The organism is Rhizobium sp. BK377, assembly GCF_014193935.1.
Classification (GTDB): Bacteria; Pseudomonadota; Alphaproteobacteria; order Rhizobiales; family Rhizobiaceae; genus Rhizobium.
In genome coordinates this window covers 20,650-34,655 of sequence record NZ_JACIAC010000006.1, presented here as the reverse complement: position 1 = coordinate 34,655, position 14,006 = coordinate 20,650, and the positions used below count along the sequence as shown (strand labels likewise).

At 59.8% G+C, this 14,006-nt stretch carries 11 protein-coding genes and 1 riboswitch; of the genes, 4 read left to right on the top strand and 7 right to left on the bottom strand.

What is annotated here, in order from left to right:
• Nucleotides 1–12 precede the first annotated feature (12 nt).
• The gene (locus tag FHT92_RS21970) at nucleotides 13–1,272 is read right to left on the bottom strand and encodes an ABC transporter substrate-binding protein (RefSeq protein ID WP_183735433.1); all 1,260 of its coding nucleotides are present in this window, start codon (nucleotides 1,270–1,272) and stop codon (nucleotides 13–15) included.
• A 312-nt stretch (nucleotides 1,273–1,584) separates the two neighbouring features.
• Between FHT92_RS21970 and FHT92_RS21965 the strand changes: the two genes are divergently transcribed.
• Nucleotides 1,585–2,637 carry a substrate-binding domain-containing protein gene (locus FHT92_RS21965; protein WP_183735434.1) on the top strand — a complete coding sequence of 351 codons (1,053 nt, stop codon included), beginning with the start codon at nucleotides 1,585–1,587 and terminating at the stop codon, nucleotides 2,635–2,637.
• Here FHT92_RS21965 and FHT92_RS21960 read toward each other — a convergent pair.
• The 6 genes from FHT92_RS21960 to FHT92_RS21935 form a co-directional block, all read right to left on the bottom strand.
• A complete protein-coding gene (locus tag FHT92_RS21960) occupies nucleotides 2,634–3,881 on the bottom strand; it encodes an adenylate/guanylate cyclase domain-containing protein (RefSeq protein ID WP_183735435.1) in 1,248 nt (415 codons plus the stop codon). The two genes, FHT92_RS21965 and FHT92_RS21960, sit on opposite strands and share 4 nt — an antisense overlap.
• 94 nt (nucleotides 3,882–3,975) lie before the next feature.
• A complete protein-coding gene (gene nrdF / locus FHT92_RS21955; RefSeq protein WP_183829277.1) occupies nucleotides 3,976–4,950 on the bottom strand; it encodes a class 1b ribonucleoside-diphosphate reductase subunit beta in 975 nt (324 codons plus the stop codon).
• A gap of 179 nt (nucleotides 4,951–5,129) precedes the next feature.
• A complete protein-coding gene (gene nrdE / locus FHT92_RS21950) occupies nucleotides 5,130–7,298 on the bottom strand; it encodes a class 1b ribonucleoside-diphosphate reductase subunit alpha (RefSeq protein WP_183829274.1) in 2,169 nt (722 codons plus the stop codon).
• On the bottom strand, nucleotides 7,277–7,678 hold the full coding sequence (nrdI, locus tag FHT92_RS21945; RefSeq protein ID WP_183829272.1) for a class Ib ribonucleoside-diphosphate reductase assembly flavoprotein NrdI: 402 nt from the start codon (nucleotides 7,676–7,678) through the stop codon (nucleotides 7,277–7,279). The genes nrdE and nrdI overlap by 22 nt, the downstream gene beginning before the upstream one ends.
• 13 nt (nucleotides 7,679–7,691) lie before the next feature.
• Complete coding sequence (gene nrdH / locus FHT92_RS21940; RefSeq protein ID WP_007820342.1) at nucleotides 7,692–7,913, bottom strand: glutaredoxin-like protein NrdH; 222 nt, start codon at nucleotides 7,911–7,913, stop codon at nucleotides 7,692–7,694.
• A gap of 261 nt (nucleotides 7,914–8,174) precedes the next feature.
• A riboswitch (cobalamin riboswitch) is annotated at nucleotides 8,175–8,402 on the bottom strand.
• Nucleotides 8,403–8,711: 309 nt separating this feature from the next.
• Nucleotides 8,712–10,988 (bottom strand): heavy metal translocating P-type ATPase, encoded by a 2,277-nt coding sequence (locus FHT92_RS21935; RefSeq protein WP_183829269.1) that lies wholly within the window; start codon nucleotides 10,986–10,988, stop codon nucleotides 8,712–8,714.
• Between the two features lie 71 nt (nucleotides 10,989–11,059).
• Here FHT92_RS21935 and FHT92_RS21930 point away from each other — a divergent pair, with 71 nt between their 5' ends.
• From FHT92_RS21930 to FHT92_RS21920, 3 genes are all read left to right on the top strand, one after another.
• Nucleotides 11,060–11,482: a helix-turn-helix domain-containing protein gene (locus FHT92_RS21930; RefSeq protein ID WP_183748422.1), complete on the top strand. Its 423-nt coding sequence runs from the start codon at nucleotides 11,060–11,062 to the stop codon at nucleotides 11,480–11,482.
• Between the two features lie 38 nt (nucleotides 11,483–11,520).
• Nucleotides 11,521–12,732, top strand: a complete 1,212-nt coding sequence (locus FHT92_RS21925) for a TIGR03862 family flavoprotein (protein WP_183829265.1) — start codon at nucleotides 11,521–11,523, stop codon at nucleotides 12,730–12,732.
• Nucleotides 12,733–12,902: 170 nt separating this feature from the next.
• Nucleotides 12,903–13,862, top strand: coding sequence for a helix-turn-helix domain-containing protein (locus tag FHT92_RS21920; protein ID WP_183829262.1), 960 nt, complete (start codon nucleotides 12,903–12,905; stop codon nucleotides 13,860–13,862).
• The last annotated feature ends 144 nt before the right edge of the window (nucleotides 13,863–14,006 follow it).

The window sequence follows — 14,006 nt, the reverse complement described above, 5'->3', positions numbered from 1 at the left end:
TTGTCGTTAGAATTAGCGAGCGTCGTCGATAGCCTGGACGAGCTGGGTAACAGCTTCGTCGGAGGTCTTGATCTGACCATGGACGAACTTCGAGACGACATCCTTATAGGCGTTGGCGATCGCCGGAGGAGCACCATAGCCCTGAGCGAGCGAGCCGAACAGCGTGCCGCCTTCGTTGGCAGCCTTCAGGTCGGCAATGCCCTTCTTGCCGCAAGCGTCGAAATCCGTATCCGGTACGTCGGTACGGGCCGGAACCGAACCCTTGACGACGTTGAAGGCGGACTGGAAGCTCTTGGAAAGCGTTGCTGTGGCGAGCGCCACCTGAGCGGCCTTGCGGTCGTCAGGAACGTTGAACATGCCGAACATGTCGGAGTTGTAGACCACGCTGCCGTCGGTGCCCGGGAAACGGTAGCACAGGAAGTCGGTATCAGGGGTCTTCTTGGCGGCAACGAATTCGCCCTTCGCCCAGTCACCCATGACCTGCACAAGAGCATCGCCCTTGATGACCATGGCGGTCGCCAGGTTCCAGTCGCGGCCCGAGAAGTTCGGATCGACGTACTGGATGATCTTGGCGAGGTTATCGAAGGACTTCTTCATCGTGTCGGACTTCAGCGATTCCTCATCGAGGTCGTTGAAAGCCTTCTTGTAGAATTCCGGGCCACCGGTCGACAGCACGATGGAATCGAACATCGTGGCTTCCTGCCAGTTCTGACCGCCGAGCGCGAGCGGGATGACGCCAGCTGCCTTTGCCTTGTCGAGCAGCGCGATCAGGTCGTCGAAGGTCTTCGGCTGCGTGCCGCCGATCTTGTCCATGACCGACTTGTTGATCCACAGCCAGTTGACGGAGTGGACGTTGACAGGTGCGGCGACCCACTTGCCGTCATAGACGGAGAACTTCTGCAGTGCTGCCGGAACGGACTTGTCCCAGCCTTCCTTCTTCGCCGTCTCGGTCAGATCGCCCATGACGCCAGCCTGAGCATAATCGAGCACGGTATAGCCGAGCATCTGAGAAGCGGTCGGATAGGTGCCTGCGGCAACCATCGCCTTCAGCGCGGTCATGGCTGCGTCGCCGCCACCGCCTGCGACCGGTACGTCCTTCCAGGCAAAACCTTCCTTGGAAAGGTCCTGCTTCAGCACGTTGAGCGCCGCGGCTTCGCCGCCCGACGTCCACCAGTGCAGCATCTGAACTTCCTTGACGTCAGCCGCGTGAGCGCTGCCGAAACCAGCCATCGTCACGACAGCAAGAGCTGCCGAGCTCAAAAACTTGCGCATGAATATCCTCCCGTTCGTAAGTGGCGGCGAGACCCACCTCGCCTGCCGGATGTCTTCCGCCGTGAGGGCGGCCAGGCACCACATACACCGCACCTCCCAGTGCGGATAACAATTTAAAACGTTATAAACGCGGCCACGTCAAGCCCTTCCTCGACTCCCGAGAAAAATATGATTAGTCCGATAAATATTGATTTTATTTACATTTTTTCTGTTCGGTTAAGATGCCATAAAAATTTAAATCGTTTGCATTGATTGATTGCGTGCCGTTTTCATCGTGTTATTGTAGCCGCGGCCCAGCATGGAATGTCCCCAGTGACCGAATCGTCCCAACTGCAACGCGGTGAAAATCCGGATGGTGCGCAAAAACGCAGCAAGCCGACCTTGCGTACCATCGCGACATTGACCGGCCTTGCAGTGACGACGGTTTCGCGCGCACTCAGCGACGCGCCGCAAATATCGGTTGAGACGCGCGAGCGCGTCCATCGCATTGCCCGCGAGATCGGCTACCTGCCCGACCGGGCTGCTCAGCGCCTGAAGACAGGCCGCACCAATGTCATCAGCATCCTTCTCGATCCGCATCAGGAAGTGGTCGGCTTCGGCACCGCGATCATGTACGGCATTGCCAAGGCGTTGAAAGAGACATCCTACCACCTCGTCGTCGCCCCGAACTTCCTGTCGACGACGGACCTCGAAGCAGCGGAATATATCGTCCGCAACAATTTCGCCGACGGCCTGATCTTCACGCGGACAGAACCCTTCGATGCGCGGGTGCGGATGCTGCAGGAAGTCAGCTTCCCCTTCGTGTCTCACGGGCGCACCGAATTTTCGACACCGCATGCTTATGTCGATTACGACAATTATGCCTTCGCCTACGAAGCCACCCGGCGTCTGATCGTCAAGGGCAGGAAGAAGGTCACCGTTGTCATGCCGCCGAAGCGGCTGACCTTCAGCCAGCACATTCTGCATGGTTTCATGACCGCCGTGCGCGAGGCCGGCGTCGCCTATGAGATATCGGAAGCGGTCACGCTCGATTCACCGGCCAATGAAATCAGAGATTTCTTTCGGGCGCGTGCCGCGGCGGCCGATGTTCCAGACGGATTCGTCTGTCCAGGCGAAGTTTCGGCGCTGGCGCTCGTCACCGCCATGAATGATGTGGGACGCGTTCTCGCTGATGACTACGATATCGTCGCCAAGGAGACCTCGCATCTCCTGACGCATCTGCAGCCGAAAATCGAGACTATCTATGAGGACCTGGTCGAGGCGGGCGAACATCTCGGCCAGATGCTTCTTCAGCGGATCGGCAATCCGGCAGCGGAGAGCCAGAGCCTGCTCCTGCCGCCGCAGATCAATTTTCCGGTGGCCTAAGCTGCGTCACGACCGGCTGTCGGCTTTTCGCGGAAAGCGAAGACTTCGACCGGCTCCCCAAGCCCGCGCAGAGGAAAAGTGCCGAGATTGTCCATCTCTTCCGTGCAGGTCGCCATCTCAACGAAAGCGCGAGACAAAAGTACCGGCCGCTTGACCTCCTTAGTCAAGGTTTCAAGCCGCGAGGCGACGTTGACTGCCGGGCCGATGACCGTGAAATCCAGCCGTCGACGCGAACCGATGTTGCCGTACATGACGTCACCGACGTGGACGCCGACACCATAGCGCAGCGGATCACGTCCCAAACGCTGATGTTGCTCATTTAGTTTCGCCATCGCCTCCTGCCCTTCACGGATCGCCGTCAAGAGATCCTCGCAGGCCGAAGGCTTCGACAGCGGGAAGATGGCAAGCAATCCATCGCCCATGAATTTCAGGATTTCACCGCCGTGCCGTTCGATCGGATCGGACATGGCATCGAAATAGTCATTGAGCAGCTGGATGACGTCGTCGCGCGGCCAGAGATCGGAGATCGCCGTGAAATCGCGCAGATCGCAGATCATAATCGCCGCGCCGACGGTCGTGCCGCTGCCACGGGTGATGACGCCGGAGAGAATCTGTTCGCTCGCATGCGGCCCGACATAGGTCTGCAGCAGCGTGCGCGCCATGATGTTCTTGAGCCTGATCTCGCTGACGAGAGTGAGAGCCGGCAGCAGATCGCGCAGGAAATCCACGTGTTCGCCGGTAAAACCGCCTGGCCTATTGGTGGAGAAGGTAACGACGTGGCGCTTGTCGAACGTATGATCGATCGGCCAGGCAACATATTCCGTATAGCCGTCGTCTCGCAATTCCTGGTAGAAGGGATAGTCGTCGCCCTCCCATAAATCCTCAAGGTTCTTCCGCACCTCGTTGGTGCCGCTGTGGATCTCGTTGACCGGGCTGTTGAGGAATTGCGGCGTGGTTTCCACCCCGTAGGCAAAGGTGTTGATCTTTGCCTCTTCCATGCCTTCCACCCATAGGATACGGGCGCCGATCCATTGCGGATGGTTGGTGCGGAAATGCAGGCTGGACCGCGTCACCGGCACGCCGACTGCCAGCAGCCGCTTGCACATCTCTACCAGGATATTGTCGATGAAACGCTCGCTGCGGGTCTCGTTGATCAGCCAGTCGAGAATTCGGCGCCTGCGGATTGGCCAGACGCCTTCGGCAGCTTCGCTTGCCGGATCAGTCGCTTCGAAAGAGGGCCTCATAAAAAAACTCCCGCTACGCCACATTCAACGAATACATCGCGCTGAATGTGGGCGATAGCGGGCCGAATGATAAGAGGCTTCGTAAAGTTAAACCTCAGAAATCCCAGTCTTCGTCTTCGGTCGCCACCGCCTTGCCGATGACATAGGAGGAGCCGGAACCCGAGAAGAAGTCGTGGTTCTCGTCGGCATTCGGCGAAAGCGCAGACAGGATCGCCGGATTCACCTTGCAGGCTTCGGCCGGGAACAGCGCCTCATAGCCAAGGTTCATCAGCGCCTTATTGGCATTGTAATGCAGGAACTTCTTGACGTCCTCGGTCAGCCCGACGCCATCGTAGAGCGCTTCAGTATATTTCGCTTCGTTGTCGTAGAGCTCGAGCAGCAGGTCAAAGGCAAAGTCCTTGATCTCCTGGCGGCGCTCTTCGGAGAGCTTTTCAAGTCCGCGCTGGAACTTGTAGCCAATGTAATAGCCATGCACGGCCTCGTCGCGGATGATGAGGCGGATCATGTCGGCCGTGTTGGTCAGCTTTGCGCGGCTCGACCAGTACATCGGCAGATAGAAGCCGGAATAGAAGAGAAAGCTTTCGAGGAAGACGCTGGCAACCTTCTTCTTCAGCGCATCGCCGGAAGCGTAGTGTCCCATGATCAGGGCCGCTTTACGCTGCAGGAACTCGTTCTCCTCGGACCAGCGATAAGCATCGTCGACATCGGGCGTCAGGCAGAGCGTCGAGAAAATCGACGAATAGGAGCGCGCATGCACTGCCTCCATGAAGGAGATGTTGGATAGCACCGCCTCCTCATGCGGCGTGACCACATCTGCCATCAGCTTGACGGAACCGACACCGTTCTGGATCGTGTCGAGCAGCGTCAGCCCTGTGAAGACGCGGATCGTCAGCTGCTGCTCGACCGGTGTCAGCGTTCCCCACGATGGAATGTCGTTAGACAGTGGCACCTTTTCCGGCAGCCAGAAATTGCCGGTCAGCCGGTTCCAGACTTCGAGATCCTTGTCGTCTTCGATACGGTTCCAGTTGATGGCGCGCACGCGGCTGACCGGCTTGATGGATATGTTCATTGGGTGGTCTTTCTTCCACAAATTCTAACGGAATGCGGAGCCCCCTCACCCTGCCCTCTCCCCGCTGAGCAGAGGGGAGCGCCGTGCACCCGGCTTGTCTCTTCTCCCCATCGGGGAGAAGGTGCCGGCAGGCGGATGAGGGGGTTACAAGCTCGAAACTCTCGGCCAGCAGCCCAAAATCAAAGCGTACAAGACACGCAGCCCTGCACCTCGGTGCCGGACAGCGCCATCTGGCGAAGGCGGATGTAGTAGATGGTCTTGATACCCTTCTTCCAGGCATAGATCTGGGCGCGGTTGATGTCGCGCGTCGTTGCCGTATCGCGGAAGAACAGCGTCAGCGACAGGCCCTGGTCGACATGCTGGGTGGCAGCCGCATAGGTGTCGATGATCTTTTCCGCGCCGATCTCGTAGGCGTCCTCATAATAATCGAGGTTGTCGTTGGTCATGAACGGCGCCGGATAGTAGACGCGGCCGATCTTGCCTTCCTTGCGGATCTCGATCTTAGAGACGATCGGATGGATCGAGGAGGTCGAGTGGTTGATGTAGGAGATCGAGCCCGTCGGCGGCACTGCCTGAAGGTTCTGGTTATAGAGGCCCGAAGCCATCACGGCCTTCTTCAGCTCCAGCCAGTCTTCCTGCGTCGGAATATGAATGCCGGCATCGGTAAAGAGCGTCTGAACCTTCTCGGTGGCAGGTTTCCATTCCTGCTCCGTATATTTGTCGAAATACTCGCCAGAGGCATATTTCGAGTTTGCAAAGCCCTTGAAGCTCGTACCGCGCTCGACCGCCAGACGGTTCGAGGCACGCAGCGCGTGGTAGGTCACCGTGTAGAAATAAATATTGGTGAAATCGACGCCCTCTTCAGAACCGTAGTGAATGCGCTCGCGGGCGAGGTATCCATGCAGGTTCATCTGGCCGAGACCGATCGCGTGGCTGTCGTCATTGCCCTTCTCGATCGAGGGCACCGACGAGATATGGCTCATGTCGGAAACGGCGGTCAGTGCACGGATCGCGGTCTCAATCGTCTTGCCGAAATCGGATGAATCCATCGCCATGGCGATGTTCAAAGAACCGAGATTGCAGGAGATATCCTTGCCGAGATGCTTGTAGGAAAGATCGTCGTTGAATTCGCTGGCCTCGCTCACCTGCAGGATTTCCGAGCAGAGGTTGCTCATGCTGATGCGGCCGGCAATCGGATTTGCCCGGTTCACCGTGTCTTCGAACATGATGTAGGGGTAACCACTCTCGAACTGGATCTCGGCGATCACCTGGAAGAATTCGCGTGCCTTAATTTTCTTCTTGGTGATGCGGGCATCCGCCACCATCTCGCGATACTTTTCCGTCACCGATATCTCGGTGAAGGGCACGCCGTAGACCCGCTCCACATCATAAGGCGAGAAGAGATACATATCCTCGTTGTTCTTGGCGAGTTCGAAAGTGATATCAGGCACGACGACGCCGAGCGACAGCGTCTTGATGCGGATCTTCTCGTCGGCATTTTCGCGCTTCGTATCGAGGAAGCGCATGATGTCGGGGTGATGGGCGTTGAGATAGACGGCACCCGCCCCCTGCCGCGCGCCGAGCTGGTTGGCATAGGAGAACGAGTCTTCCAGCAACTTCATCACGGGGATGATGCCGGAAGACTGGTTCTCGATCTGCTTGATCGGCGCACCGGCCTCGCGGATGTTCGTCAAGGAAAGCGCAACGCCACCGCCACGCTTGGACAGCTGCAGCGCCGAATTGATGGAGCGGCCTATCGATTCCATATTGTCTTCGACACGCAGCAGGAAGCAGGAGACGAGTTCGCCACGCTGCTTCTTGCCGGCATTGAGGAAGGTCGGCGTTGCCGGCTGAAAACGGCCGGCAATGATCTCTTCCATCAGATCGCGTGCCAGCTGTTCATTGCCTTCGGCCAGCGCCAGCGCCACCATGCAGATACGGTCTTCGTAGCGCTCCAGGTAGCGCTTTCCGTCGAAGGTCTTCAGCGTATAGCTGGTATAATATTTGAAGGCGCCGAGGAAGGTCGGGAAACGAAACTTCTTGGCATAGGCTTCGTCGAACAGGTCGCGGACGAAATTGAACGAATACTGGTCGAGGACTTCCTGCTCGTAATAGCCTTCGGTGACCAGATAATCGAGCTTCTCCCGGAGATTATGGAAGAACACCGTGTTCTGGTTCACATGCTGCAGGAAATACTGCTTGGCCGCCATGCGGTCCTTGTCGAGCTGGATCTTGCCCTCATCGTCATAGAGGTTCAGCATCGCGTTCAGCGCGTGATAATCGAGCGCTTCCAAGGCCTTCAGCGGCTTGGCGACCGCATCCCGCGTCAGGTTTGTCCCAGTGTCCAAAATCGTCCCATCCCGTCTTTGACATTGGCGACATCCTCGGCAGTCCCCAGGAGCTCGAACCGGTAGAGGTAAGGCACCTGGCACTTCTGCGAGATTACGTCGCCGGCAAGCCCGTAGGTCTCGCCGAAATTGCTGTTGCCCGCAGCAATGACGCCGCGGATGTTGGAGCGGTTTTCCGCATTGTTGAGGAAACGGATCACCTGTTTGGGCACGGCTCCTTTTCCGCCGTCCCCGCAATAAGTGGGCGAGATCAGCACAAAGGGTTCGCGAATGTGGATGTCTTCAGCGCCTACGGGAATGCGCGCCGCGCGCAGTCCCAGCTTCTCGACGAAACGATGGGTATTCTCCGACCGGCTGGAATAATAGACGATCAGGCCCACCGCTCTTCTCCGATCAGGAGAGCGCGCTGATCATATCGGGGCGGAAGCCCGCCCAGTGGTTCTCGCCGGCAACGACGACCGGAACCTGCATGTAGCCCATGCCGCGCACGCGATCGAGCGCGTCGGCATCCTCGGAGATATCGATGATCTGATAGTCGACGCCCAGACGGTCGAGGGCGCGGTAGGTGGCGGTGCACTGAACGCAGGCAGGCTTGCTGTAAACGGTAACGCTCATCATGTTCCTCGTGATGTCAATGGATTCCGGACGCAGAACTAGGATCGGGCGCCTTGCGGCGTCCGGGGCAACGCTTGAGAATGATCTAACAAAGTCGGCGCTTTACACGCCAGGCATTATCCTCTGCGGGATCTGCGCGGGCGGCGGTTTTGATGCTCTCGACATGACTTCAACCCCGAAGTGCTCATGCGGAAGTTCGGGGCAGCGTAACAGGCACGGATAGATCCGCATTCATGCACGCGACCTTCCGGACACCCCGCCCGTGGACAACCAGTTCAAGGCAGGTCTCCTGGCTCGCGGGTCGAAGCACCCTGCCCCCAGCCTTCCCAAAGCCTCATGCCTCAGTGACCTGAAATCGGACAGTTGCTCGCCGCTTACAGTTGCGGGGGCAGCTGCGGACTTGTCGCGCCTTCATGGCGAAACGCACCGTATTCCCGTCTTAGCCCGCGACCCTCACGAATCGAAGGAACCTTGAACACTAGATATAGTACGCGAATCCCAGTTTGCGTCAACGGATGGTTTGCGCGTCGCGTTACGGCATGTTTGAAATCACTGCATTCGTGTGAAGAACGTGGTTAACAGATGATTAAAGAAAGCAGGCTGTGGAGAAGGCCCCAAGGAAGAGAGCCAGCCTTTGGCCGGCTCTGCGATTTTCGATTCCCGAATCACGCCCGAATCGCCGATGGGGTATCGCGCAACAGGCCGACTTTGCATTCGGGCCAGCCTCGGTTTCGGCAGATCCCGGGAACCATGATGCCACGGGCGTGCACCTTCCGCACGCTGCTAAAATGACAAACTTTACGTCTTTATCTGGAGAAGACGAAGCGCGTTCATCGTCACCAATACGGTCGCGCCGGTATCGGCAAGGATCGCCGGCCACAGGCCGGTAATGCCGGCAATAGTAGTGACGAGGAACACCGCCTTCAGCCCGAGAGCAATGGTGATGTTCTGCATGATGTTGCGCATCGTCCGCTTCGAGAGCTCGATCATGCGGGCAACGTCGCCGACACGCCCATGCAGCACGGCCGCATCCGCCGTTTCCAGCGCAACGTCGGTGCCGCCGCCCATGGCGATGCCGACATCGGCGGCGGCAAGTGCCGGTGCATCATTGATGCCGTCACCGACCTTGGCAACGAACAATCCTTCCTTCTTCAGTTCGCCAACAATGCGCTGCTTGTCCTGCGGCAGCAACTCGCCGCGCCAGTCGATGCCGAGGTCACCGGCAACGGCTGCTGCAGTGCGCTTGTTGTCGCCGGTCAGCATGATGGCGCGCACGCCTGCCGCCTTCAGCGTCGCAAGCCCGCTCGTGGCGTCGTCGCGCGGCTCGTCGCGCATGGCGATGAGACCGGCCGCGACACCATTGACGAGCAATACCGAGACGCTCTTGCCCGCACCATTAAGTGCCGCGACCCGCTCGTCCTGTTCGACATTCAGCGCCCCGCGCTCGCGCGCGGCCGGCGGTGACAGGAGATCGAGCGTCTCGCCGCCAACCTTGCCGGTCATGCCCTTGCCGGGCAGCGCTTCCACTTCGAAGGCCGGCGGCACGGGCACGGCATCGGCCTTGGCACGGTTGAGGATCGCCAGCGCCAGCGGATGGCTGGAGCCCTGTTCGAGAACGGCAGCACGCGAAAGCACCTCTGCCTCCGAGCGCCCATAGGCGATGATATCCGTGACCTGCGGCTTGCCTTCGGTCAGCGTGCCTGTCTTGTCGAAGGCAACGGCCGTCACCTTGCCAAGCGATTCAAGGACTGCCCCACCCTTCATCAGCAGACCGCGGCGCGCACCCGCCGAGAGCGAGGCAGCTATTGCTGCCGGCGTCGAAATGACCAGCGCGCAGGGGCAGCCGATCAAAAGGATCGCGAGTCCCTTGTAGATCCATTCGCCCCATGCTCCGCCCCCCAACAGCGGCGGCAGAACGGCGACCAGGGCCGCCACGACGACGACACCAGGCGTATAGTAGCGGGAGAAACGGTCGATGAAGCGTTCCGTAGGTGCCTTCGATTCCTGAGCCTCCTCTACAAGCTTGACGACGCGGGCGATCGTATTGTCCTCGGCAGCGGCCGTGACACGGACGCGCAATGCAGCGTCGCCATTCACCGTGCCGGCGAACACCGTTTCGCCTGTGCCCTTGCGCACCGGCGTGCTTTCGCCCGTCACCGGCGCCTCGTCGATTGCGCTTTCTCCGAACAGAATGGTGCCGTCGGCGGAAATCCGGTCTCCCGGCCGCACAAGAATAACGGAACCGACCGCAAGCGTCTCGGCCGGCACTTCCTTTACTTCGCCATCCGCCTCGAGTAGTGCGTTCTTCGGCACCAGCGTCGTCAGCGACTGGATGCTGGCGCGCGCCTTGCCGGCGGCAACCCCTTCCAGCAATTCGCCAACGAGGAACAGGAACACGACCGTCGCTGCCTCTTCACCGGCATTGATGATGACCGCGCCAACAGCGGCAATCGTCATCAGCATTTCGATGGAAAACGGCGTGCCGGAAAGTGCGGCCACGACCGCGCGGCGTGCGATCGGTACCAGCCCCACCAGCATGGCGATGATGAAAGCATACGGAGCAATCGAAGGCACCAGGTGGCCCACGACATAGGCAACGACGAGTGCAAGTCCCGAAAGGATCGTCAATCGGCCCTTCTTGCTCAGCCACCAGGGACCGGTCATCGGCCCATGATCATGGCCGTGCAACCCCTCGACCTCCTCGGTGCCATGCGAATGCCCATGATCGGCGTGATCATGACCAGCATGATCGTGGTCATGACCGTCGTGGTCGTGATCATCATGCTTATGATCATGCGCGTGGTCGTGATGCGCATGATCATGATCGGTCTTGCTTTCTCGGACAGGAGCCTTGCCCGTGAGCGGAGCAACCGAATAACCGAGGCCGATCACCTTTTTTTCGATCGCCTTTAGATCGCTGCTGCCATCATGGCGCACCGTCATCGTACCCGCCGTCACCGATACGGAGACGTCTTCGACGCCGGGCACGCGCCTGACGGCCGTATCGATTTTCGTTGCGCAGGCGGCGCAATCCATACCGCCAACCCGGTACCGTGCCTGTGCTGCTTCGTTCATGATTTCGATCCTTGCTTGTAGGCGGCATCCTTCCTACATCCTCTAGCGACTAGAGGTGCAAGAGGAAAATCATGAAAAAGATCACCATCGGTGAAGCCGCTCGTCAGAGCGGCGTCAAGGTGCCGACGATCCGCTATTATGAAGGTATTGGCCTGCTGTCCGCTCCAAGTCGCAGCGAGGGCAACCAGCGCTCCTACGAACCATCGGACCTCAATCGCCTCGCCTTCATCCGCCATGCCCGCGAGCTCGGCTTCGAGATCGAGGCGATCCGCACTCTCTTGCAGCTTCAGGACGACCCGCATCAGCCCTGCGCCTCCGCCGATGCCATCGCAAAGGCTCGTCTCATTGAAGTGGAGCAGCGTATCCGCAGCCTGAACGCCCTGAAGGCCGAACTGGAACTGATGGTCGAAGGCTGCGGCCATGGCCGCGTCGATCAATGCCGTGTCATCGAGGTGCTCGCCGATCACGGCAAGTGCGCTCACCCGCATCACTGACACTTGCGCTCGTTCCCCGCCCGCGCCAAGAAGGCGCAATGAAACAGAAGAAAATCGCGATCATCGGCGGCGGCCCCTCCGGCCTTTCGGCAGCCGAAGTGCTGTCGGCAAGCGGCCATGCCGTTTCCGTCTATGATGCGATGCCGACCTTTGCCCGCAAGTTCCTGCTCGCCGGCAAATCCGGACTCAACATCACCCATTCCGAAGACTACGAACGCTTCGCCACCCGCTTCGGCGATGCCAGTCCCCTGCTGCGCGCGGCTCTCGATGCCTTCACACCGGCAGATATCCGCGTCTGGGCAGCCGGGCTCGGCACCGAAACCTTCGTCGGCTCCTCCGGCCGCGTCTTCCCCAATATCATGAAGGCTTCGCCCCTTCTGCGTGCCTGGCTTGCCCGGCTGGAAGGCCGAGGCGTCAGCTTCTTTCCCCGCCATCGCTGGATCGGCTTTACCGACGACGGGCATGCATTCGAAACGCCTGATGGCGGCAAGACCATCTCCTGCGATGCGACACTGTTCGCACTCGGGGGTGCCAGCTATCCGCGTCTCGGCTCGGACGCCGCCTGGGTGCCGTTGCTTGTCGAACGCGGCATAACGATCGCCCCATTTCAGCCCGCCAATTGCGGCTTCGATGTCGCCTGGAGCGATCTCTTCCAAGACCACTTCGCCGGACAGCCGCTGAAATCCGTCACGGCAACGTCGCGCGCTGGCACATTTCCCGGCGAGTTTGTCATCACCCGACACGGCATCGAAGGCAGCCTCATCTATGCGCATTCGGCCGTCCTGCGTGATGACCTGCGGGAACATGGTCAGGCAGCGCTTTCAATCGACCTCGCCCCCGGTCGCACGCTGGAGCGTCTGTCTCGCGATCTCGCCCGGCAGGGGGCTAAGTCGAGCTTCTCCAATCGCCTGCGCAAAGGGGCCGGCATCGATGGCGCAAAAGCGGCACTCTTGCGAGAGCTAGCGCCGGAAACAAATCGCAACGACCCGCAAGAACTCGCCACCGCCATCAAGGCCCTGCCTGTCCCACTGCTGCGCCCACGCCCAATCGCCGAGGCCATCTCGTCGGCCGGCGGCATCGCCTTCGGTGAAATTGACGAGACCTACATGCTGAAACACCTCCCTGGCGTCTTCGCAGCCGGAGAGATGCTGGATTGGGAGGCGCCGACAGGGGGCTACCTGCTCACCGCCTGTTTCGCCACGGGCCGCGCCGCTGCAAAAGGCATCGAGGCCTGGCTCGGCCGAAGGTGACGGCAAAGGCTGCACGCCGACATGCGAACCGACGGGCACACAACTGTCTCAGAAATGCGACACGGACCAGCCGGAAAATTCCATCCCTAGAATCTGCCGTCATGCCGGCCTGATTGCAAAGCTGCCGCATTTACATCAGAATATGCGCAAGTTCCGTGGGAGGAGCCTCAATGCACGAACAATCCGCGCATGCGGAGCATGTCTATACGTGCGCCCAGCAGAATTCCGCTGCGGCCAGCTCTCCAATCGTGGCTTCCTGGCGCCGCTGCATGACCATGTATCAGCTGGCGCCGGAAGATAAGCGCGCGCCCCTGCGCCTCACCGAGCAGGAATTTGGCCTGGCGCGGGAGCAATCTGAACAGCTGATCGCCGATGCTCGCGAGGAACTCGACCGCCTCTTTGCGACTGTCGGCAAAGCCGGCTGCTGCCTGTTGCTGACGGATCGCAACGGCATTGCGCTGGAGCGTCGCGGGGCCACCGGCAATGACAAGGATTTTTATGATCTCGGTCTATGGACCGGTTCCGTCTGGACCGAAGCCAGCATCGGTACCAACGGCATCGGCACCGCCCTTGCCGATGATCGAGCCGTTGCCGTTTTCCGGGATCAGCATTTCTACTGCTCCAACATCAAGCTGAGCTGCACCACAGCACCGATCCGCGATCATCGTGGCCTGCTGGCAGCCGCCCTTGACATCTCGACCTGCCGTGACGACGTCAATGAAATTACGCTCAGCATCCTGTCGCAGGCCGTGCGGGATGCGGCGATGCGCATCGAGCTCAATCTGTTCCGCTCTGCCTTCGCCGGTGCCCGCTTCGTCATGGTGCCGGCCGGAGTCAATTCCGCTAATGCACTCCTCGCCGTCGATCGGCACGACCTTGTTCTCGGCGCCACGCGGGCCGCCCGCCTCGCTCTCAAGCTGGACGACGTGCGCATCGCTGCCGGCCTTCCCGCCTCCGATGCGCTGCATGAAGGCCGCGTCTCGCAGGAAAAGGAGATAGCAGAGGCCGAAAAGGCCGCGCTTCGGCGAGCCCTGTCTCGCACCCATGGCAACGTTTCCCAGGCCGCCGCAGCCCTCGGCATCAGCCGTGCGACACTGCATCGGAAGATGAAGAAGCTCGACCTGCACTGACATCATGCCAAAGGCTTGATCACAATGTCGTGGCGACACCGGAACCTGTCGCAACTCTGCGACACTGTGCGCTGCGGTATTGGCAAGCTGCCCTGTTCCCTCAGGCAAAAGCGGCACAGATTTCCTCCCACTGGTTCGTTCCGG

Excerpts from the sequence above, each read along its gene's own strand:
- FHT92_RS21925 (WP_183829265.1), top strand. The coding sequence starts at position 11,521 with ATGAAACAGAAGAAAATCGCGATCATCGGCGGCGGCCCCTCCGGCCTT.
- nrdF (WP_183829277.1), bottom strand. The coding sequence starts at position 4,950 with ATGAACATATCCATCAAGCCGGTCAGCCGCGTGCGCGCCATCAACTGG.
- FHT92_RS21970 (WP_183735433.1), bottom strand. The coding sequence starts at position 1,272 with ATGCGCAAGTTTTTGAGCTCGGCAGCTCTTGCTGTCGTGACGATGGCT.
- FHT92_RS21935 (WP_183829269.1), bottom strand. The coding sequence starts at position 10,988 with ATGAACGAAGCAGCACAGGCACGGTACCGGGTTGGCGGTATGGATTGC.
- nrdH (WP_007820342.1), bottom strand. The coding sequence starts at position 7,913 with ATGAGCGTTACCGTTTACAGCAAGCCTGCCTGCGTTCAGTGCACCGCC.
- FHT92_RS21920 (WP_183829262.1), top strand. The coding sequence starts at position 12,903 with ATGCACGAACAATCCGCGCATGCGGAGCATGTCTATACGTGCGCCCAG.
- FHT92_RS21930 (WP_183748422.1), top strand. The coding sequence starts at position 11,060 with ATGAAAAAGATCACCATCGGTGAAGCCGCTCGTCAGAGCGGCGTCAAG.
- FHT92_RS21960 (WP_183735435.1), bottom strand. The coding sequence starts at position 3,881 with ATGAGGCCCTCTTTCGAAGCGACTGATCCGGCAAGCGAAGCTGCCGAA.